Origin of the sequence: Janthinobacterium rivuli, assembly GCF_029690045.1 — a bacterium.
GTDB lineage: Bacteria > Pseudomonadota > Gammaproteobacteria > Burkholderiales > Burkholderiaceae_D > Janthinobacterium > Janthinobacterium rivuli.
The window spans coordinates 2,444,941-2,464,898 of the sequence record NZ_CP121464.1 but is presented as its reverse complement, the minus strand read 5'-3'; the positions used below and the strand labels follow the sequence as shown (position 1 = coordinate 2,464,898).

Below are 19,958 nucleotides of genomic sequence, written 5' to 3'. Positions count from 1 at the left end.
ATAACGGTACTTCGCTCATTGAGAAACCGCCATGTCCCAGCTTCCCGCCCTCGCCAGCCGTCAACCCGCCTCGAATACGCTGGCTGGCCAGCAGCCGTCCCGCACGGGCAGCGGCGCCACGGGGTTGGCAGGCTCGCCCCTGATGCAGCGCACGGCGCAAGACGTGGTGGCGCTGTCGAAAAATGGCCTGGACCTGTCGGCCAGGGGACTGTCGCAACGCACCGATGCGCTGGGCAACGCCACCGTCGACGTGGCGCAGGATTTTCTGAACAACATGACGCGCCAGCTATTTGGCGATGGCGCCACTGTCTCCTTCGATTCCGTCGACCTGCAAGCCGGCTCCAGCTTCAGCAGTGGCAGCGCCAGCGTCTCGGGCGCGGGCGGCAGCAGCCGCGCGGCCGCCTTCAGCCTCGATGAAAACGCCCATTTCATCGGCAAGGGCAAGATCACGACGGCCGATGGCCAGACCTTCGACTTCGAAGTGGAAGTGCAATATCAATCGAACATCAGCGCGGGCATGCTTGAGCAAACGCAGAATGCCGCCGAGGAAGCAGGCTCCGCCGATGACACAAACCTGCCTGAGAAAGAGTTGCCCGACACGCATTTCGCCGGCAATCTGCACGACCTGTTCAAGCTGCTGGGCCAGCAATTGCAAAGCAATCTCTATCAGGGCAGCGCCGATGACGCCAGCGCCAGCGCCAAGGATGGCGACCTGGCGGGCAGCTTGAGCTTGCGTTTGCTCAAGCTGGTGCAGCCGGATACAGCGGTCGACGCCGCCAAGGAAGAGCAGGCGCGCGCCCGTGCGCTGGCGCTGGCCTATGGCACCGACACCGCTAGCAGCACGGCCAGCAACGTATAATGGAAGACGGCCTGCGCAGGCGACCATGCCGCGCGCCCACCTTCTATCGATTGAATCCCATGTCCGACACTTCTTCACCTACCGTTCATCCGCAGATCCACTGGAGCGAAAACGGCGCCGAGCATTCGGCCCGCTGGCGCTCGGAAAGCGGCATGCCGCCGCCCAAGCGCGTCGTCATCGCCGATGACCGCACGACGGCCGACCAGGCTTACCGCCTGGCCTGCGAAGGCACGGCCATGCTGTGGCGCGGCGACTTCCAGAATGCGCGCCAGCTGCTGCAGGCGCTGGCGCGGCGCGCCGACCACAAGAACGACAAACCGAGCAAAAAGGCCAAGGCCGCCAAGCTGGCCAAGCCGGAACCGACGGCCACGGAAGCGTTTCACTTGCACCGCCAGGCCCAGTCGCAGCGCGCCCGCACCCTGGCCATGCTGCTGCTGCCTTTTGACGCCGACTACACGATTCCGCTGCGCCGCGCGCCGGACGTGAAACTGGCGTGCAATGAAGCATATGGCCGCGGCGAAGAGCCGTTCGTCGCCTCGCTGCGCGAGCTGCTGGGCCTGATCGGCGCGCACGAATGGCGCCGCACGGGCGTGGAACTGCCGGCCCTGGGCCAGCGCATCCACCCGCACTACGGCGTGTTCGCGCCCATCCGCGGCGAATACGTGGGCCTGGTGATGGAAGCGCCGCTGCCCGCGCGCGCCAAGCTGGCCTTCGACATCGGCACCGGCACGGGCGTGCTGGCCGCCGTGCTGGCGCAACGCGGCGTGCAACGCATCGTCGCGACCGACCAGGACCCGCGCGCCCTGTCCTGCGCGCGCGAAAACCTGGCCCGCCTCGATGTGATCGACAAGGTCGAGGTGGTGCAGGCCGACCTGTTCCCCGCCGGCCGCGCCCCGCTCGTCGTGTGCAATCCGCCATGGCTGCCGGCCCGCCCAAGCTCGCCGATCGAATACGCCGTCTACGATCCGGACAGCCGCATGCTGCGCGGCTTCCTCGCCGGCCTGGCCGACCACCTGGAGCCGGGCGGCGAAGGCTGGCTGATTTTGTCGGACCTGGCCGAGCACCTGGGACTGCGCCCGCGCGCGCAATTACTGGAATGGATCACGCAAGCGGGCTTGAAGGTCATCGACCGCCTGGACGTGAAACCCACGCACCCGCGCGCGCAGGATGCGACGGACAGCCTGCATGCGGCCCGCTCGCAGGAAATCACCTCGCTGTGGCGCCTGGCGGCGGCGTAATCCAGTCAGCCATTGCGCATTGCAGCAAACCCCGCTATAATTCGCCTGCGGGGTGGAGCAGTCTGGCAGCTCGTCGGGCTCATAACCCGAAGGTCACAGGTTCAAATCCTGTCCCCGCAACCAACATATAAAAGCCGCTGATTCCTGCAAGGGGATCGGCGGCTTTTTCCATTGCGGCGCAGCATGTCCATGCCCCTCCTGCACACCAAATGCCCCCGCTTGCAATGCGCTCTTTCGCAATGCAACAAACTGGTATATAATTCGCCTGCGGGGTGGAGCAGTCTGGCAGCTCGTCGGGCTCATAACCCGAAGGTCACAGGTTCAAATCCTGTCCCCGCAACCAATACATAAAAACCGCTGACTCCTGCAAGGGATTCAGCGGTTTTTTCATTTCAGGCCGGGCCAGTACTTTTATGCGGCGACGCTGGCCCTGATCTGCCTGGCCGCCGCATGCAGGCTGGCCGCCACCCGTTCCAGCTTGTCGGCGCCCGCCGTTTCGGCCAGCGCGGCAAAGGCGCTGATATGGAACGTGGCCACCATCGCCGGCGACACTTCCAGCTCCAGCGCCGTCTTGCTCAATTCCGTCGACGCTTCAAGATAGGGCTCGCTGCCCGCCTCGAACGCCTGTTTGGTTTCCAGCAACTCCTGGCCGCCCTCGGCCTTGGCAAGGCAAGCGTCGACCTTTTGCTGGAAGGCCGGCAAGGTGTCGCGCACGGGGCCGGGTTCAGGCGCCGCTTCGGGTTCCGCTGGCGCAGGCGCGGCTGCGGCCGGCTTGTCCGCCGTCGGCATGTCGCGCATAGTCAGCCAGCGCTCGACGGCGAGAAAATCGGCAAACGGCTCGGCCACCTTGGGATTCATCAGCCAGACTTCGCCCGTGCGCCAGTCGATCCGGGCGCCGCGCTCGTTTCGCGCCAACAGGATATCCTTGCCGCCATCGGGATTCGACACCCGGCCGATGTCGAGCCAGTTCATCAGTTCCGCCTGGCGCGACATCGCGTTGACCCGGTGAAAAAAGGCCAACCATAAGAATCTGGCGACCAGGAGAACCAGGGCACCGCCAACCATCCACATCATTTTTCGCTCCGCACCACATCGACAAGCCGCATTTTCTCACATGAAAGCTTGCGCCAAGGAAACTTTTACATCTGCCGTGCGCAGGCGCAAATCCGGCACTGCACACGAGCCGGGCATGCAGTCGCATTTCAGCAACGCCGCGTTTTCCTGATTGCCTGGCGCGCGCCGCTGCGCTATTATGAGAACAATTCTCATTTAGATTAAGCCGCATTCCACCCGCCATGTTGTCCGCCCCTTCCCCGTCGTCCGATTTCCAGGCCCTGTATGCCGAGCACCATTCCTGGCTGCTGCACTGGCTGAAGCGCCGCCTGCACGATGCGGGGCTGGCCGGCGACCTGGCGCAAGATACCTTCATCAAGATTTTCGTCGCGCGCAGCAGCGCCGGGATCGCGCAGCCGCGCCCCTTCCTGGCCACCATCGCCAAGCGCCTGCTGGCCAACCACTGCCGGCGCGAAGCGCTCGAACGGGCCTACCTCGACGCCCTGCTGCATCAGCCGCAAGCGTGCACGCCGTCGCCGGAAGCGATGTCCCTCCTGCTCGAATCGCTGCAGCTGGTCGACCGCGCGCTGGAGCAGTTGTCCGCCAAGGCCAGGGCCGCTTTCCTGCTGGCCCACCTGGACGGCATGACCTATGCCGAGATCGCCGCCGAACTGGGCACCACCACGCATTCCGTCAAAAAATACCTGAGCAAGGCCAATCTGCTGTGCTTTTTTGCCGTGCCCGATTTTGCCGCATCCTGACATGCGCGGCGCCACCGTCTACGCACAGGGCCAGCCCATCGACCTGGCCATCGCCATGCAGGCGGCCGAATGGCTGGCCACCCTGATGAGCGGCGCAACGACGCCGGCGGAAAAAGCGGCCTGGCACGAGTGGCGCCAGGCGCACCCCGACCATGAGCGGGCGTGGAAACACATCGAAAGCGCCAGCGGCGGCTTGCGCGAACTCGATGCGCAGGCCAGCCGCACGGCGTTGACACAGCGCTCCCGTCCTGCCTCGACCATCTCGCGCCGCCGCAGCCTGCAGTTGCTGGCGTGGACAGCCACCATCGGCCTCACGGGCTGGTTCGGCGCGCGTTCGGACTATGCGCCCGTCCTTGCCCGCGCCGCGCTGGCCGACCTGTCCACGGGCGTGGGCGAACGCCGCGAGCTGCCCCTGCCCGACGGCAGCCGTCTGCACCTGAACAGCGGCAGCGCCGTCAACATCCGCTACACGGGCACGCGGCGCCTGCTGCAACTGGTGCAGGGCGAAGTCTTCATCGCCACGGCCCACGAAACGGGCCGCCCTTACCGCCCCTTCCTCGTCGAAACGGCGCAAGGCCAGGCGCAGGCGCTGGGCACGCGCTACTCGGTGCGCCAGACCGAAGGCAGCACGCTGGTCGCCGTCGAGGAAGGCGCCGTCCGGCTGATGCCGCGCCATGGCGACGCCAGTCCGCTGATCCGCGCGGGCCAGGGCGGCGGCATGACGGCGCACGATGCCCTGCCCGCGCACGCCGTCTCGCCCGACATCTGGGCCTGGCGCCAGGGTTTGCTGCTGGCCGACGCCATGCCGCTGCGCGACTTCCTGCATGAACTGAGCCGCTACCGCCACGGCTTGCTGGGCTGCGACGACGCCGTCGCCGGCCTGCGCATCTCCGGCGTCTTCCCGCTGGCCGACCTGGACGCCGTGCTGCTGTCGCTGCCCGATTCCCTGCCGGTGGACGTGCGCCTGCGCACGCGCTACTGGGTGCAGGTCGAGGCGCGCCAGCCGCGCTGAAAATATATTTTGACGCCGGCGCAAAAAAAAGTACCCGCTTTCGTTTCTCGCGTGACCTGTGTAGGCAACGTTCTTTTTGACGACTACACCACAAGGTAACCATGTCTCTTGCCATTCATTCCAAGCCGCGCATCAAGCGCATGGCGCATGCCATTCAACTCGTCTTCATCGGTTCGGCCCTGCTGCTGAACGCCCAGGCGCCAGCCCTGGCGCAGGAAAGCGCCACAGCGCCAGCCACCAGTCAGGATTTCCAGGTGCCGGCCGGCGACCTGGCAGCGGCGCTGCGCCAGGTCGCCAGCCAGTCGCGGGTCATTCTCAGCTTCACGCCGGAACAGACGCGCGGCAAGACGTCGGCCGGCTTGAGCGGCCGCCACGACGTGCTGGCCGCCCTGAACGGCGTGCTGCGCGGCACGGGCCTGAAGGCCGAGCGCAGCGCCAATGGCAGCTTTGTCCTGCGTCCGGCCGATGCGGCGGCCGGTGGCGAAGCGCTGTCGATGATGCCGGAAGTGTCGGTCAAGGCGCAGCAGGATGCGACGGAAGGCTCGGGCGCGTATGTCTCCACCCTGCCGATCGCCACGGCCACGCCGCTGGGCCTGTCCGTGAAGGAAACGCCGCAATCGGTCAGCGTCATCACGCAGCAGCGCATGCAGGATCAGGGCTTGAGCACGATTGCGCAAGTGATGGCGCAAACGCCGGGCATCACCCTGTATTCGCTGGGCAGCGAACGCACGGGCTTTACTTCGCGCGGCTATTCGATCAGCAATTACCAGCTCGACGGCGTCAGCACGCACTCGGAAACCATGGGCCTCAATGCGATACCGTCGCAAAGCCTGGCCGACATGGCGCTATACGACCGCATCGAAGTGCTGCGCGGCGCCTCGGGCCTGATGACGGGTGCGGGCGATGCCTCGGGCGCCATCAACATGGTGCGCAAGAAGCCGACGGCGCAGTTCCAGGCGTCCGTCGAAGGCGAGCTGGGTTCCCACGATGAGCGGCGCGCCATGGCCGACATCGCGGGTCCGCTGAACGAGGCAGGCACCGTGCGCGGCCGCCTGGTGACGGTGTACGAGGAAGGCGACAGCATCGTCGACGGCTACAACCGCGACAAGAAAGTGGTCTACGGCGTGGTCGAGGCGGATCTGTCCGCCGACACGAAGCTGACGGCTGGCGTCACGCACCAGCGCAAGCGCACGAATGGATCGTTGTCCTACCTGGGCTTCCCCCTGTTCTACAGCAATGGCGCCATGACGGACCTGCCCCGCTCGTTCAGCCCGGCGGCCAAATCGAACCGCTTCGACACCAATTCGACCGACCTCTTCGCCACTGTGGAACACGCGCTGGCAAACGACTGGAAGCTGAAAATATCGGCCAACCGCGTGCAGTCGTCGCAGGAAGAGCGCGCCGTCTACCTGAGCGTCAGTGGCGGCTTGCCCGACCAGGCCACGGGCGATGGCCTGCGCTTGAACGCCGACTACCGCGACTACCAGCTCCAGATCAACAGCGTGGATGTCAATGTGCGCGGACCGTTCAGCGCATTCGGCCGCCAGCACGAACTGGTGCTGGGCATGGATTACAGCGAATTTCAAAGCACGACGGATGCCCGTTTCGACAAAAGCATCGAGCGCACGCCCGCCAACCTGTACCGCTGGAATCGCACGGCGACGCCCGTGTTTGGCGGCACCTATGGCACCAACGACAGCACGCGCCGCCAGGCCAGCGTGTATGCCGCCACGCGCCTCCATCTCTCCGAGCGCCTGAAATTGATCGCCGGGGCAAAAGTGCTGCGCTACGACGAAAATTACATCTCGAACACGCCTGCCGAGTCCTATTACAACGCGGCGCCAGCCTCGGAAAGCCGCGTCGTCACGCCGTATGGCGGCCTGGTGTTCGACATCGACGGCACGCACAGCGCCTACGCCAGCTACTCCACCATCCATCAGCCGCAAGCATCGCAGGACCGCTATGGCCAGCTGCTGGCGCCGCGCGAAGGCAAGACCCTGGAAGCGGGCGTCAAGAGCGGCTGGCTCGATGGGCGCCTGAACACGGCCGCCGCGCTGTACCAGATCCGCCAGAACAACCTGGCCGAGTCGGATCCAGGTTACTACGTGCCTGGCACCCAAAATTTCGCCAGCCGCGCCATCAAGGGCGCCAAAACCCAGGGCGTGGACCTGGAAGCGACGGGCGCCCTGACGCCGGACTGGAACATCTCGGCCTCGTGGTCGTACAGCCAGACGGAAAACAATGAAGGCAAGGCCATCCTGGGCACCTTCCCGCGCCACCTGGTGAAACTGTGGACCACTTACCGCCTGCCCGGCGAGCTGCATCGCCTGACGGTGGGCGGCGGCATGAACTGGCAGAGCCGCGTGTATTCCGACATCGACGCATGGCAGATCAAGAGTACCCTGCACTGGGAACAGAAGGCCTACTCGGTGGCCAGCCTGATGGCGCGCTACGACGTCAACGACAAGCTGTCGGCCACCGTCAACGTGTCCAACCTGTTCGACAAGCAGTACACGGCCTCGATCTCGGACTGGTGGTACTCGGGCATGTATGGCCCGGCGCGCAAGGTGGCATTAAGCGTGCGCTATCAATTCTAGGCCGGGCTGAATATTTCACATTGGCGCAGGGCCGGTGATACAATTTTCCCGCTTCACGGGCGTTGCCGGCCATTCCCGTCAACGCCCGTGCCCATAGAGACACCCAAGGAGAATGTGTGAAGGACCTCGCCCCCGCCCTGCCAGCCGATCCGGCCGACCAACCCGCCAATCCCTCGCGCCGGCGCATTTTCCAGGCCGCTTCCGCAGTCGGCCTGGCCGCCAGCCTGCCAGCGCTGGCCGACGCCGCGCCAGCAAAAAAGACCATCGCCAAGGGTTCGCTCGACGCGAAACTCAAGGCGCACGTCAAGAACGTGGTCGTGATCTACCTGGAAAACCGCAGCTTCAACAACCTGTTCGCCAACTTCCCCGGCACCAGCGCGCCCCTGTCCGCCGTCACGGCCGAACAGGCGCAGCAGCTGGACCGCGACGGCAAGCCGCTGGCCACCCTGCCGAAGATCTGGGGCGGCCTCGTGCCGAACCAGCAAAATATCGGCGGCATCGATTATCTGATCAAGGAAGAGCAGATTTCCGGCCTGCCGAACGCGCCCTACAAATTGAGCGACGCAGCCGGCAAGCCCCTGCCCGAGAGCATCATCACGCGCGACCTCGTGCACCGCTTCTATAACAACCAGATGCAGATCAACGGCGGCAAGAACGACGGCTTTGCCGCGTGGGCCGACAGCGGCGGCCTGGTGATGGGCCACTACGGCGAAACGTCGAAAAACCTGAACCTGTGGCAGATCGCCGAGCAGTACACCCTGTGCGACAACTTCTTCATGGCGGCCTTCGGCGGCTCCTACATGAACCACCAGTTCCTGGTGACGGGCCGCGCCAACGAATACTTCAATGCTTCCGAGACGGCAGCGAAGAAAAAGATCGCCGTGCTGTCCGACGGCCCGCAAGGCGTGCGCCTGGCCATTTCGCCCGACTGCCCCGCCTCCGCGCTGGACGGCAAGCCGAAATACGTCAATGATGGCGCCCTCACGCCGGACGGCTACGCCGTCAACACCATGGCGCCGCCATATCAACCGAGCTATATCCGCCCCGCCTTCGACGGCGACCCGCTGCATGCCGACCCGGCGGACGCGAATACCCTGCCGCCGCAAACCTATGACACCATCGGCGACCTGCTGTCGCGCAAGGGCGTCAGCTGGGCGTGGTATGGCGGCGGCTGGCAAGCGGCGCTCGACCACAAGGGCGGCGGCAGCAAACCGAACTTCCAGTTCCACCACCAGCCGCTGAACTACTTCAAGCAGTTCGCCCCAGGCACGGCCGCGCGCGCCGAACACCTGCGCGACGGCGGCACGGGCGACAGCCCCATCTCGAACAAATTCCTCGCCGCCGCCGTGGCGGGCAAGCTGCCGGCCGTGACCTTCTACAAGCCGCAGGGCAATCTGAACCTGCACGCCGGGTACTCGGATATCGAGTCGGGCGACCAGCACGTGGCCAACGTCATCCAGCATCTGAAGGAATCGCCGCAGTGGAAAGACATGATCGTGGTGATCACGTTCGATGAAAACGGCGGCTGGTGGGATCACGTGGCGCCGCCAAAAGGCGACCGCTGGGGTCCGGGCACGCGCATTCCCGCCATCGTCATCTCGCCGTACGCGAAGAAAGGCGCCGTCGACCACAGTTTTTATGACACGACGTCGATCCTGCGCCTGATCACGCGTCTGCACGACCTGCCGCTGCTCGAAGGCCTGAAAGTGCGCAATGACGCCTTTGCGTCACGCGGCGCGCTGCCGCCGGGCGACCTGACGGGCGCCCTCAGCTTCCGCTAAGCCACCCACAATGCGGCACGCCTGTGATACACTGCGTGCCGCACTTAAATCCGCAGGACAAGTTTTCCTGCAGGTTGTCCCAACAATGAGCCCGACTCCAGTAGCCGGGCTTTTGTTTTGTGGATGAAGTTAAAGCGTATAGACATAGGCGGGCAGCACCTTGCCCGCCCCCTGGTTTTCGCAGGCCAGGGACAGAGGTTAGCAAATGAGAGATAAAAAAGACAACGCCACCATCGACTTGCCCGGCTTCGGCCCGCCGCCAGCGCACGAGGCCCAAGAGCCGGCGCCGGAGCCGCAGCGCCGCACGCGCGCGCGCAAGGTGGCTTTGAAGCAGGTGCAGCTCGAATTGCTGGAGCCGACCGACGCCACGGGCTTGCCCGTCTGGACGCGCGACGCCGGACTCGATCTCACCGGTTTGCCCATCTGGGCTCCCGATACCTGATTTCCCAACGCGGGCGGCCGTTTGCCGCCGGCTTCATCACCATCCGCACAAGGGCGTAGAACGCCTGTAGACTGTGCCCATCCACCCGCTTTTTACCGGCTCCGCCCTTATGAACACCACCACTGCCACTACCACTTCTTTTTCCAGCCTGCCGCTGACGCCCGCCTTTTTGGCCAATCTGGACTCGCTCGGCTACCACGAGATGACCACCATCCAGGCGCAAAGCCTGCCGGCGGTGCTCGATGGCCGCGACCTGATCGCCCAGGCGAAAACGGGCAGCGGCAAGACCGCCGCCTTCGGCATCGGCATTCTGCACAAGCTCAATCCGACCTGGTTTGCCGTGCAGGGACTGGTGCTGTGCCCCACGCGCGAACTGGCCGACCAGGTGGCCAATGAGCTGCGCCGCCTGGCCCGCGCGGCCGGCAACATCAAGATCCTGACCCTGACGGGCGGCGCGCCGATGCGCCCGCAAATCGCCTCCCTGGAACACGGCGCCCACATCGTCGTCGGCACGCCGGGCCGTTTGCGCGACCACCTGGGCCGCGGCACCATCAACCTCAATCACGTGCAAACCCTGGTGCTCGATGAAGCGGACCGCATGACGGACATGGGCTTTTACGAGGAAATCGCCGGCATCGTCAGCGCCTGCCCGGCACGCCGCCAGACCTTGCTGTTCTCGGCCACGTATCCGGAAGACATCCGCCGCGCCACGGCGTCGTTCCTCGTCAATCCGCTGGAAGTGACGGTCGAGGCGCAGCACGACAACGACAAGATCGAACAGCGCTTCTATGAAATCGGCTTCGACGAGCGCAATGGCGCCGTCGGCAAGCTGTTGAAACACTTCAAGCCGGAATCGACCCTGGCCTTCTGTAACACCAAGGTGCATTGCCGCGAACTGGCCGAAGAACTGCGCCAGCAAGGCTTTTCCGCACTGGCCCTGTACGGCGAACTGGAACAGCGCGAGCGCGATGAAATCCTCGTGCTGTTCGCCAACCGCAGCTGCTCCGTGCTGGTGGCCACCGACGTCGCCGCGCGCGGCCTCGATATTTCCGACCTGGGCGCCGTGATCAACGTCGACGTGTCGAAGGACACGGAAGTGCACATCCACCGCATCGGCCGCACGGGCCGCGGTAGCAAGAAGGGCCTGGCCCTGTCGCTGTGCGCGCCAAACGAGAAAAAATGGGTCAAGCTGATCGAGCAATACCAGAACAGCGCCGCCGAATGGCACGACCTGAAGGAACTGGCGGAAGATGACGGAATGGAGGCGCTGCCGGCGCCGATGGTCACCCTGTGCATCATGGGCGGCAAGAAGGACAAGCTGCGTCCGGGCGACTTGCTGGGCGCGCTGACGGGCGACGCGGGCCTCACCAAGGAGCAAGTGGGCAAGATCAACGTGTTCGAGTTCATGACCTACGTGGCGCTGGACCGCAAGGTGGCCGAGGCGGCATTCAAGCGCCTGAACGCGGGCAACACCTTGGGCCGCGACTTCGGCAACATCAAGGGCCGCAGCTTCAAGATGCGCTTTATCGAGGCGTAAGTGCCTGCAAGGCATGCAGGGCCGCCATGGCCCTGCATCCCGGATAGTCTTCCCACACGGGATACTGCCGGCGGTAGTAGCAGTTCCAGTAGCTGATGACGCGCCGCTCCAGGGTGGTCACATACGCGGGGTTCTCCCGCAGGTAGCGCGCCAGCGCCTGCGCATTCCAGGCCGGCAGCAGCGCGCCAATTGCCTCGACGATCTCCAGCACGTATTCGCCGCACAGGTGCACGACGAACGGCACCGTCCACGCCCGCTCCTGCAGCAAGAGCTGCCTTACACACGCTTCGCGCACATGGCCGTCATGGTGGCGCGTGCCCAGGCACAGGGCGAGCACGCCCGCGTCGCCGGGCAGCTGCGTGCAGGCCAGCAGCAGCTTGCGGTCGTAATACGTGCGCGTCGGGATCAGCAAGACCTGTCCATCCTGGCAAACGGCAAATGGCGGGTGTGCGTGGCTGCTCCCCAGCGCGGGCAGCAGCTGCGCCACCGTGCCGGCCAATGCGGCCGGAAAGGCATCCGCTTCAGCCATCGCTGGCTTCCTTGCAAACCTTGCGCACGCCCAGCGCGGGTTTATCCGCCTTTTCAAAGATCACATTCGAATACCATGCGGCAGGATCGCCTTCGGTGGGCTTGCCCAGCGAGATATAAAAGCCGCCGTGGGTGAACAGGGCCGTGGTTTCCTTGCCGGGCTTGGCCGCCTGCAGGAAGATCGGCCAGGCAGCCCTGTCGACTGGCGTAAACCGCGCGGACAGCAGCGCCAGCAGGCGCGCATGCGTGGCCGGCGCATACGGGAACAGATACAGGTACTCGACCAGTTCACCGCCGTCCGCCAGGCGCGTGACGGCCGATGTCGCCGCATCCACTTCACTGCCAAAACGACAGAGCACCCCGCCGCTGTAGGCGAAATCGATGACGGTCGCCGGCGCGCACGCCTGCCGCTCGCGGTCGATGCCGACGGGCGGCAGCGCGCGCACTTGCGCCAGCAGCGCCTCGCTGGAAGTGGCCAGCGCGGGAAAGCCAGGACATTCGCTGGCCGCATGCGCGGCAGAAAAGGCAAGGCAACAACTCAATAGCAGCAAACGGCGCTTCACGGCATCTCCAGTGTCATCAGGCGGCCATTATGCCGGACATCTTCACAAAGGCCGCGCCTGTTGCCCCTGCGGCGTATCGTCGATGTCATAGCCGGCCGCGCGCGCCAGTGCACGCAAACGGTCCGCCTCGGCCCACTGGCGCTGCGCGCGGGCGATGGCCCGTTCCGCCATCCATGCCTGCACCGGCTGCGGCACTGCCACCTGCGCTGGCTGCCAGGCCAGCAGATCGAGTCCCAGGGCCGCATCGAAACGGGCCATGGTGGCCTTTTTGACGGCATCCGGCAGCTCGCTTTTCAACAGTTCCCAGGCCATGGCCAGGGCGCGTGGAAAGTTCAGGTCATCGTTGATCTGCGCCGCGAAGCGCGCCAGCCATGCAAGATCAGGAGCGGCCTCACTATCCGCCTGGCCCAGCCCATGTACGCTGACCCGCAGGCGCGCCAGGCCGCTGCTGGCGGCGCGCAGGGCTTCGTCCGTGAAATTGAGGCTGCTGCGGTAGTGGGCGCCCAGGCACAGGTAGCGGTAGGCCAGCGGATCGACGCCCTGCTCCACCAGGCTTTGCAAACGCAAAAATTCGCCCGACGATTTCGACATCTTCGCGTCCTGTGTTTTCAGGAAGGCGCCGTGCAGCCAGAAGTTGGCCAGGCGCGTGCCGTGGCGCGCTTCCGTTTGCGCGATCTCGTTGCTGTGGTGGACGGCCACATGGTCTTCGCCGCCGCAATGGATGTCGAAATACGCGCCCAGGTGCTTTTCCGCCATGGCCGAGCACTCGATATGCCAGCCCGGAAAACCCAGGCCCCACGGACTGTCCCACTCCATTTGCCGCTGTCCCGGCACGCCGCTGAACTTCCACAGCGCGAAGTCGCAGATGTCGCGTTTTTCTCCCAGGTCGACCCTTTTCCCCGCCTGCAGGCCGTCGCGGTTCAGGCGTGCCAGTTTTCCATAACTGTCCTGGCGCGTCGTGTCGAAATAAATGCCGTCGTCCGTGCGGTAAGTGTAGCCCTTCGCTTCCAGGTCGAGGATGAAGGCAATCTGCTCGGCGATGTGGTCGGTGGCGCGGCACCAGACGGTGGGCGGCAGGATATTCAGCGCGTGCAGGTCATCCTCAAACGCGCGCGTGAATTCAGCGGCGATATCCCAGGCCGACTTGCCGCTGCGGGCGCTGCGCGCCTCGATCTTGTCGTCGCCGCTGTCCGCATCCGACGTCAGATGGCCCACGTCCGTGATGTTCATCACGTGGCGCACTTGCAAGCCGTTGAATTCGAGCGCGCGGCGCAAGCCGTCGACGAACAGATAGGTGCGCAGGTTGCCGATGTGCGCGTAATCGTAGACCGTGGGGCCGCAGGCGTACAGGCCCGCCTGGCCCGGGGCGATGGTCTCGAAGGGCCGCAGGCTGCGGCTATACGTGTCGTACAAATGAAGTGTCATGCGGGACTTTCATGTGCGTTGCGGAAAAAGAAAATGGCCACAGGTTTTTCAACACTGTGGCCATCGGAATGAGGAGTAAAAATTTAACGGCGCCGGGCCGCATCCTCGCGAAGCCAGGTACACGGACACAGCGCAGCGGCGGCGCGATATGCAGGGACTGGATGGAGGATGGAAGAGATCATGGAGACAATATCGCATGCGCGCGGGCGGGCCGTCAAGCCCTCCCGCGGCGCTAGCCTACTTTTTCGCCTGCTCGATATGCGGCAGCAGTACCGTCAACATGCCCAGCAGCGGCAGGTAGGAGCAGATTTTGTACACATAGGCGATGCCTGCCACGTCGGCCAGGTGGCCCATGGCGGCGGCCGCGATGCCGGACACGCCGAACATCAGGCCAAAGAAAATCCCCGCGATCATGCCCACCTTGCCCGGCACCAGTTCCTGCGCGAAGACGACGATGGCGGAAAAGGCGGACGAAATCACGAAGCCGATGATCACCGTCAGCACGGCCGTCCAGAACAGGTCGACGTAGGGCAGCAGCAGGGTAAACGGCGCCGCACCCAGGATGGAAATCCAGATCACGCGCTTGCGGCCGATGCGGTCGCCGATGGGGCCGCCCATGAAGGTGCCGGCCGCCACGGCGGCGAGGAACAGGAACAAATACAGCTGGGCATCGCTGAGCGACAAGTGGAATTTGTCGATCAGGTAAAACGTGTAATAGCTCGACAGGCTGGCCATGTAGATGTACTTCGAAAACACCAGTAGGGCCAGCACGCCCAGCGCGCCAATCACCTTGTTGCGCGACAAGTTCGGTCCAAGGCCGCCCGTCTTCGGCTTGAAGCTGGCCAGGTGGCCGCTGTACCAGTGGCTGACCTTGTACAGCACGCCGATGGCCAGCGCGGCCAGCAAACTGAACCAGGCGACATTGCCGTGGCCACGATTGACGATGACGGCGGCCGCCAGCAGCGGCCCCAGCGCGGAACCGATGTTGCCGCCCACCTGGAACAGCGACTGGGCAAAGCCGTAGCGTCCGCCCGAGGCCATGCGCGCCACGCGCGACGCTTCCGGGTGGAAGGTCGACGAGCCGACGCCGATCAGGCCAGCGGCGATCAGCAGAGTCGGGAAGGTCGAGACGACGGACAGCATCAGCACGCCGGCCAGGGTAAAGCACATGCCGACGGGCAGCAGGAATGGCAGCGGACGGCGGTCCGTGTACAAGCCGATCCAGGGCTGCAGCAGCGAGGCCGTGCACTGGAACGTCAGGGTAATGAGGCCGACCTGGGTAAAACTGAGTGAAAACTCGGCTTTCAGCATCGGATAAATCGACGGCAATAATGCCTGGATCAAGTCATTGAGCAAATGCACGAAGGCGACGGCGCCCAGGATGTGCATGGCCAGACCGGATTGTTGTTGGGAACTATGAAGCGAAGGAGCCGCCGGCACGGACTTGGCCAATGCTGGGGCAGTTGTGGTTGTGTGCATGTGTCATCCGCAATAATCGGGCACGGCGGGCGGCCCGGCAAAGAAGCCAGTATAGTATGGTCACTGAACTGATAACTTCCAATAATCGTCGCCCAAGTGACAACTAGGTGACAAGCCAACGACCAGCATGTACACCCAACCACTCGTCCAGACCCATCCCGACGGCGTGCCGTTCAGCCGCAGCACCAGCTCGCACGATTACCAGCACGTGCCGCGCCCCGTGACGGCCATGTCCAGGCAATATGCGGCCGGCGACTACACGGCGCCGCACAGCCACGTGCGGGCGCAGCTGCTGTATGCGACGGAAGGCGTGATGCGCGTGTCCACCGAACACGGCGTGTGGATCTTGCCGCCGCGGCGCGCCCTGCTGATCCCCGTGGGCGTCGTGCATGAAGTCCACATCTTGAGCGAACTGAGCATGCGCACCGTGTACATCGATGCGCAAGTGGCGGCCCCGTATGGCGACGATTGCAAGGTGCTGGAAGTGAGCCGGCTGTTGCGCGAGCTGATCCTGGCCTTGCTGGCCGAACCGGTCGAATATGCGCTGGCGGGGCGCGGCGACTGGCTGGCGCACCTGATCCTGTCGGAACTGGCAGCGGCCGATACCGTACCCCTCGCCATCCCCTGGCCGCGCGACCGGCGCCTGGTGGCCGTCTGCTCGGCCATCATGAGCGCGCCCGGCAGCCGGCGCAGCATCGAAGAGTGGGCGCAGGATGCGGGCGCCAGCGCGCGCACCCTGATCCGTTTATTCCCCAAGGAGACGGGCTTGCACTACCGCCAATGGCTGCAGCAAGTCCACCTGGCCGAGGCCTTCTGCCGCCTGGACCGGGGCGAAGGCGTGGCGGCCATCGCCTATGCGCTGGGCTACGCCAGCCCCAGCGCCTTCAGCGCCATGTTCCGCCGCATCCTGGGCCGCACGCCGCAACACTACCTGAGCGAGTGGCGCGCCGCCGACTAAACGAAAAAAGCAGCCCGCAGGCTGCTTTCGTCAAGTGGTTTGCCGGCAATTGTCAATTGTCGGCTTACGCCCTGCGGGCTAAGCCGACCTACGACGATGTCGGCGTACCGGGCAAGGCGCCGATGATGGGCGCCGCGTAGGTCGGCTTAGCGTGGCATGGCCACGCGTAAGCCGACAAGCTGCGTTGCCGGCATTGTCGGCTTACGCCCTGCGGTCTAAACCGGCCTACTCTTTTTCGCCAGCGATCAAGCGGTAGGCCAGCGCGCCCAGCAAGGCGCCGATGATCGGTGCCAGCCAGAACAGCCACAGCTGGCTGGTGGCCCAGTCGCCCACGTACAGGGCCACGCCCGTGCTGCGGGCCGGGTTGACGGAGGTATTGGTGACGGGAATGCTGATCAGGTGGATCAGCGTCAGCGCCAGGCCGATCGGCAGCGGGGCGAAGCCGGCCGGCGCGCGCTTGTCGGTGGCGCCCAGGATGACGATCAGGAAGAACATCGTCAGCACGATTTCAATGACCAGGGCCGACAGCATCGAATAGCCGCCCGGCGAATGGGCGCCGAAGCCGTTCGAGGCAAAGCCCTTGCTGACATCGAAGCCGGCCTGGCCGCTGGCGATCACGTACAGCACGCCGCCGGCCACGATGGCGCCCAGCACTTGCGCGATGATGTACGGCAAAAGTTTATTGGCGGGGAAACGGCCGCCGGCCCACAGGCCGATCGAGACGGCGGGATTCAGGTGACAGCCCGAGATGTGGCCGATGGCGTAAGCCATGGTCAGCACCGTCAGGCCAAACGCCAGCGCCACGCCGACAAAGCCGATGCCGAGGCCCGGAAAGGCGGCGGCCAGCACGGCGCTGCCGCAACCGCCCAGGACCAGCCAGAACGTGCCGAGAAATTCGGCGCCATATTGTTTCATGATGTATTCCTTTAAATAGTCGAGAAAACGTACCAGGGGACGACCAGACAGACCGCTCATTGAGCTCGCCCTCACCGCATGGCGATGGCAAGGCAAAACACCAGCAAAGTACGGCTACGCAATCGCAGCACAGCGCGCATAATGACATGTTGTCATTATCAAGGCAACATTAATCTCATGCAACAATATTAATGGTTATCCTGGAATCAACTATTAATTTAATAACCATTATGGCGCGGGGCGGCGCATGTATTTGTGCGGCGCCTCCAGTGGCGCAAAACCAAAGCCCGCATACAGGCCATGCGCATCATCGGTCCCCAGCATCCAGGCGACCTGGCGCAAGCGCTCGTCGCCGAGCACGGCGGCCACCATCTGCTTGCCATAGCCCCGCCCCTGGTATGGCGGCAGCACGAACACGTCGCGCAGGTAGGCAAAATCCGTGTAGTCGGTGATGACCCTGGCGAACGCCACTTGCTGGCCGTCCACGTAGCCGCCGAAGCACAGGGCGTTGGCGATCCCCTTGCACACGGTTTCAATCGCCACGCCGCGCTTCCAGTACGACTGCTCGCTCAGGTAGCGGTGGATCATGGGCACGTCCAGGTCGCCGCGCTCGCTGGAAATGTGTAGTGGCGCGTGCATCAGTTCTTGTACAGCAAGTCGGCCTCAGCGATGCTGGGCTCGCCGAAATACACGGTGCGCGGTTCGCCCTTGGCGTCGCTGCCCACGTACACGCCCGTCATGCTGCGCTGAGCCGGATCGTACAAAATAGAATAGCGGTGGCCGCAATTGTGCGGCTCGCAGACACTGCTCAGCAGACGCGCCTTGCCGTCGATCTCGACGGGCTTGAGCGGACTGGCCACGCCATCGGGCACCCAGCGCTGCCGCTTCAGGCCAGCCTTTTTTAGGCCGATATTGAAGGCCTGGCGAAAGGCGTAGTCAGACTTGTAGACGTCGGGGAAATATGGGCAGGCAGGGCCGCCATCGCAGCTTTGCGCCTGCTCGATCAGCGACAGTTTGGGCGTACGCGCTTGCGCCGGCATGGCGGCCAGCGTCACGGCGGCGCCAAGGAACAGGGGTAAGAGCAAACGTGCGGACATGCAATCTCCTAAAAGCATCCAATAATGGGGGCAGCATAGCAGAATGGCATGCTTGCGCAGCGGCCTCAGGGAGAACAGCGGATGCCGACGACCCCGTTGACCTTGCCTTCCGCCCAGCCCGTCTCGCGCCAGCGGTACACGCCGGGCGCGACGATGATCAACTGCCATTCCACCAGCTTGCCAGCGGCATTGACACGGGTTTCATTGTCATAGCGCAACGTCAAGCTATGCTCCGTTTCCGCCACCACGGTCGCGGCGAAGCGGTTGGTTTCACCCAACTTGCTTTTCCACGTCCGGTCATTAAAGATCGCCAGCCGCTGATGATCGTCAGACAACTGCATGCGCGTAAAGTGCCGCGCTTCTTCGCACACACTATTCGTATTCACGCTGTCGGACCAGCTGCCAGACAATTGCGTGGCGTCGAAAGGAGTCGGGGTGGCGGCCACGGCCGCGCTCAGCAGCAAGATTGCAAGCATAATTTATCGCAAGAAAACGAAAAGAATCATCATGGCAGGCGCAGCGCCAGGGTAATGCTCGACGGCAGCGCCGGCGTGCGCCGGTGCAAGGTCGCCTGCTCGTAGGCGTACGCCATCGCAATGAGCTGCATGTCACCGTGGGCAGGACCGATGAAGGACAAACCGACCGGCGCGCCGCCGGCCACGCCGGCCGGCACCGTGATATGCGGCAAGGCCGACGGCGCCTGCGCCACGCCATGACAGGTAGGCCCCACCAGCGCATCGAACCCATGCGAGCACAGCAACGCTTCGATGCCGCCAGGCACGGGCGCGGCCGGGATCTCGATCAGTTGCGCGCCCTGTTCGCGCAACGCCAGCAGCGCCTGCCCGATCACGGCATCGGTCCCGGCACACTGGCCGAACAGGCTGCGCGCCACGCCGATGCGGCGCCCATGCAAACCGGCAGTATCGAGCACCACACCATCGGCCAGGCGCTCGCCGCTCAAGGCTGCGAGCAGCCAGGCCGCCTCACGCACGCTGGGCGCCATCGGTCCGGCCGTGGCTGGCTCACCGCCCTGCCCCGCGGCAGTCCTGCCCGTGGGCTTGATGGCGACCAGGCCGCAGTTTGAAGCAGGCGCGACGATGGAGCCGTCCGCCGCGCTGTCGACGGCCAGGATGGTCAGCCCGGCCCAGCTGGCAGTGGCATGCGGCACGCTGACGGCGGCCCACTGGCGCAAATTGCTTTTGCCGATGATGACGGCGCCGGCCGCGCGCAGGCGCGCCGCCACGAAGGAATCGCAGCCGGCATGCGTGGCCAGCGGTGACTGCGTGCGCGTCTTCATGCGGTCGCCCGTGGCGATATTGTCGCGCAAGACGACGGGAATGCCATGCAAGGGACCGCGCACCTTGTGCACTTGCCGTTCGCGGTCCATTTCCAGGGCAATTTTCAGCGCATCGGGATTGATTTCAATGCCGGGATAGGCGCGCGCGCCGATGCTGCACAGGGAGCGGATACGCCCCAGGTACTGCGACGTCAGCGCATGGGAACTGAGTTTGCCTGCCTGCATCATCTGCTGTTGCGGCAAGACGCCCGCATCGAGCAGATGGGCCATGGGACTGGCGGGCGCCGTGGCACGGGCCAATACGGGACGCGACGCGCCACCGCGTAACATCTGACTGCGCTGCATGGTATCTCCAGGAAACTTCAATGTTTCTACCGCAATAATGTTCTAGCCATAGCATAGCAGTCCTTGCAACA

The 19,958-nt window shown here is 64.6% G+C and carries 19 protein-coding genes and 2 tRNA genes; 11 read left to right on the top strand and 10 right to left on the bottom strand.

What is annotated here, in order from left to right; translation table 11 throughout:
- The first annotated feature begins 31 nt into the window (after positions 1–31).
- The 4 genes from P9875_RS11355 (at position 32) to P9875_RS11340 (ending at position 2,440) form a co-directional block, all read left to right on the top strand.
- On the top strand, positions 32–859 hold the full coding sequence (locus tag P9875_RS11355; protein ID WP_278318419.1) for a hypothetical protein: 828 nt from the start codon (positions 32–34) through the stop codon (positions 857–859).
- Positions 860–918: 59 nt separating this feature from the next.
- On the top strand, positions 919–2,097 hold the full coding sequence (locus P9875_RS11350) for a class I SAM-dependent methyltransferase (RefSeq protein WP_278318418.1): 1,179 nt from the start codon (positions 919–921) through the stop codon (positions 2,095–2,097).
- A 46-nt stretch (positions 2,098–2,143) separates the two neighbouring features.
- Positions 2,144–2,220: transfer RNA gene (locus P9875_RS11345), tRNA-Met, on the top strand.
- A 143-nt stretch (positions 2,221–2,363) separates the two neighbouring features.
- Positions 2,364–2,440, top strand: a tRNA-Met gene (locus P9875_RS11340).
- A gap of 68 nt (positions 2,441–2,508) precedes the next feature.
- Here the strand turns inward: P9875_RS11340 and P9875_RS11335 are convergent.
- Positions 2,509–3,117 (bottom strand): hypothetical protein, encoded by a 609-nt coding sequence (locus P9875_RS11335; RefSeq protein ID WP_278318417.1) that lies wholly within the window; start codon positions 3,115–3,117, stop codon positions 2,509–2,511.
- 275 nt (positions 3,118–3,392) lie between these two features.
- Here P9875_RS11335 and P9875_RS11330 point away from each other — a divergent pair, with 275 nt between their 5' ends.
- From P9875_RS11330 to dbpA, 6 genes are all read left to right on the top strand, one after another.
- Positions 3,393–3,911, top strand: a complete 519-nt coding sequence (locus tag P9875_RS11330; RefSeq protein ID WP_099402728.1) for a sigma-70 family RNA polymerase sigma factor — start codon at positions 3,393–3,395, stop codon at positions 3,909–3,911.
- A 1-nt stretch (position 3,912) separates the two neighbouring features.
- Positions 3,913–4,923 carry a FecR domain-containing protein gene (locus P9875_RS11325; RefSeq protein WP_278318416.1) on the top strand — a complete coding sequence of 337 codons (1,011 nt, stop codon included), beginning with the start codon at positions 3,913–3,915 and terminating at the stop codon, positions 4,921–4,923.
- A 101-nt stretch (positions 4,924–5,024) separates the two neighbouring features.
- Positions 5,025–7,520: a TonB-dependent siderophore receptor gene (locus tag P9875_RS11320; protein WP_278318415.1), complete on the top strand. Its 2,496-nt coding sequence runs from the start codon at positions 5,025–5,027 to the stop codon at positions 7,518–7,520.
- Between the two features lie 116 nt (positions 7,521–7,636).
- On the top strand, positions 7,637–9,301 hold the full coding sequence (locus P9875_RS11315) for an acid phosphatase (protein WP_278318414.1): 1,665 nt from the start codon (positions 7,637–7,639) through the stop codon (positions 9,299–9,301).
- 205 nt (positions 9,302–9,506) lie between these two features.
- Positions 9,507–9,743 carry a hypothetical protein gene (locus P9875_RS11310; RefSeq protein WP_176390779.1) on the top strand — a complete coding sequence of 79 codons (237 nt, stop codon included), beginning with the start codon at positions 9,507–9,509 and terminating at the stop codon, positions 9,741–9,743.
- A 109-nt stretch (positions 9,744–9,852) separates the two neighbouring features.
- Positions 9,853–11,280, top strand: coding sequence for an ATP-dependent RNA helicase DbpA (gene dbpA, locus P9875_RS11305; RefSeq protein ID WP_278318413.1), 1,428 nt, complete (start codon positions 9,853–9,855; stop codon positions 11,278–11,280).
- Here dbpA and P9875_RS11300 read toward each other — a convergent pair.
- From P9875_RS11300 to P9875_RS11285, 4 genes are all read right to left on the bottom strand, one after another.
- A complete protein-coding gene (locus tag P9875_RS11300) occupies positions 11,267–11,809 on the bottom strand; it encodes a hypothetical protein (protein WP_278318412.1) in 543 nt (180 codons plus the stop codon). The genes dbpA and P9875_RS11300 overlap by 14 nt on opposite strands.
- Positions 11,802–12,371 carry a hypothetical protein gene (locus P9875_RS11295; protein WP_278318411.1) on the bottom strand — a complete coding sequence of 190 codons (570 nt, stop codon included), beginning with the start codon at positions 12,369–12,371 and terminating at the stop codon, positions 11,802–11,804. Before P9875_RS11295 ends, P9875_RS11300 begins: the two co-directional genes overlap by 8 nt.
- A 42-nt stretch (positions 12,372–12,413) precedes the next feature.
- Positions 12,414–13,796 carry a cysteine--tRNA ligase gene (gene cysS / locus P9875_RS11290; RefSeq protein ID WP_278318410.1) on the bottom strand — a complete coding sequence of 461 codons (1,383 nt, stop codon included), beginning with the start codon at positions 13,794–13,796 and terminating at the stop codon, positions 12,414–12,416.
- 237 nt (positions 13,797–14,033) lie between these two features.
- Positions 14,034–15,275: an MFS transporter gene (locus tag P9875_RS11285; RefSeq protein ID WP_423221836.1), complete on the bottom strand. Its 1,242-nt coding sequence runs from the start codon at positions 15,273–15,275 to the stop codon at positions 14,034–14,036.
- 127 nt (positions 15,276–15,402) lie between these two features.
- Here P9875_RS11285 and P9875_RS11280 point away from each other — a divergent pair, with 127 nt between their 5' ends.
- Complete coding sequence (locus tag P9875_RS11280) at positions 15,403–16,233, top strand: AraC family transcriptional regulator (RefSeq protein WP_099402718.1); 831 nt, start codon at positions 15,403–15,405, stop codon at positions 16,231–16,233.
- A 225-nt stretch (positions 16,234–16,458) separates the two neighbouring features.
- Here P9875_RS11280 and aqpZ read toward each other — a convergent pair whose 3' ends face one another.
- From aqpZ to P9875_RS11255, 5 genes are all read right to left on the bottom strand, one after another.
- Positions 16,459–17,148 (bottom strand): aquaporin Z, encoded by a 690-nt coding sequence (gene aqpZ / locus P9875_RS11275; protein ID WP_035817302.1) that lies wholly within the window; start codon positions 17,146–17,148, stop codon positions 16,459–16,461.
- Between the two features lie 228 nt (positions 17,149–17,376).
- Positions 17,377–17,787, bottom strand: coding sequence for a GNAT family N-acetyltransferase (locus P9875_RS11270; protein ID WP_099402717.1), 411 nt, complete (start codon positions 17,785–17,787; stop codon positions 17,377–17,379).
- Positions 17,787–18,245 carry an Ivy family c-type lysozyme inhibitor gene (locus P9875_RS11265; protein ID WP_158300182.1) on the bottom strand — a complete coding sequence of 153 codons (459 nt, stop codon included), beginning with the start codon at positions 18,243–18,245 and terminating at the stop codon, positions 17,787–17,789. Before P9875_RS11265 ends, P9875_RS11270 begins: the two co-directional genes overlap by 1 nt.
- A gap of 65 nt (positions 18,246–18,310) precedes the next feature.
- Positions 18,311–18,721: a hypothetical protein gene (locus P9875_RS11260; protein ID WP_035817293.1), complete on the bottom strand. Its 411-nt coding sequence runs from the start codon at positions 18,719–18,721 to the stop codon at positions 18,311–18,313.
- Positions 18,722–18,750: 29 nt separating this feature from the next.
- Positions 18,751–19,887: an amidase family protein gene (locus P9875_RS11255; RefSeq protein WP_051958244.1), complete on the bottom strand. Its 1,137-nt coding sequence runs from the start codon at positions 19,885–19,887 to the stop codon at positions 18,751–18,753.
- Between the last annotated feature and the right edge of the window lie 71 nt (positions 19,888–19,958).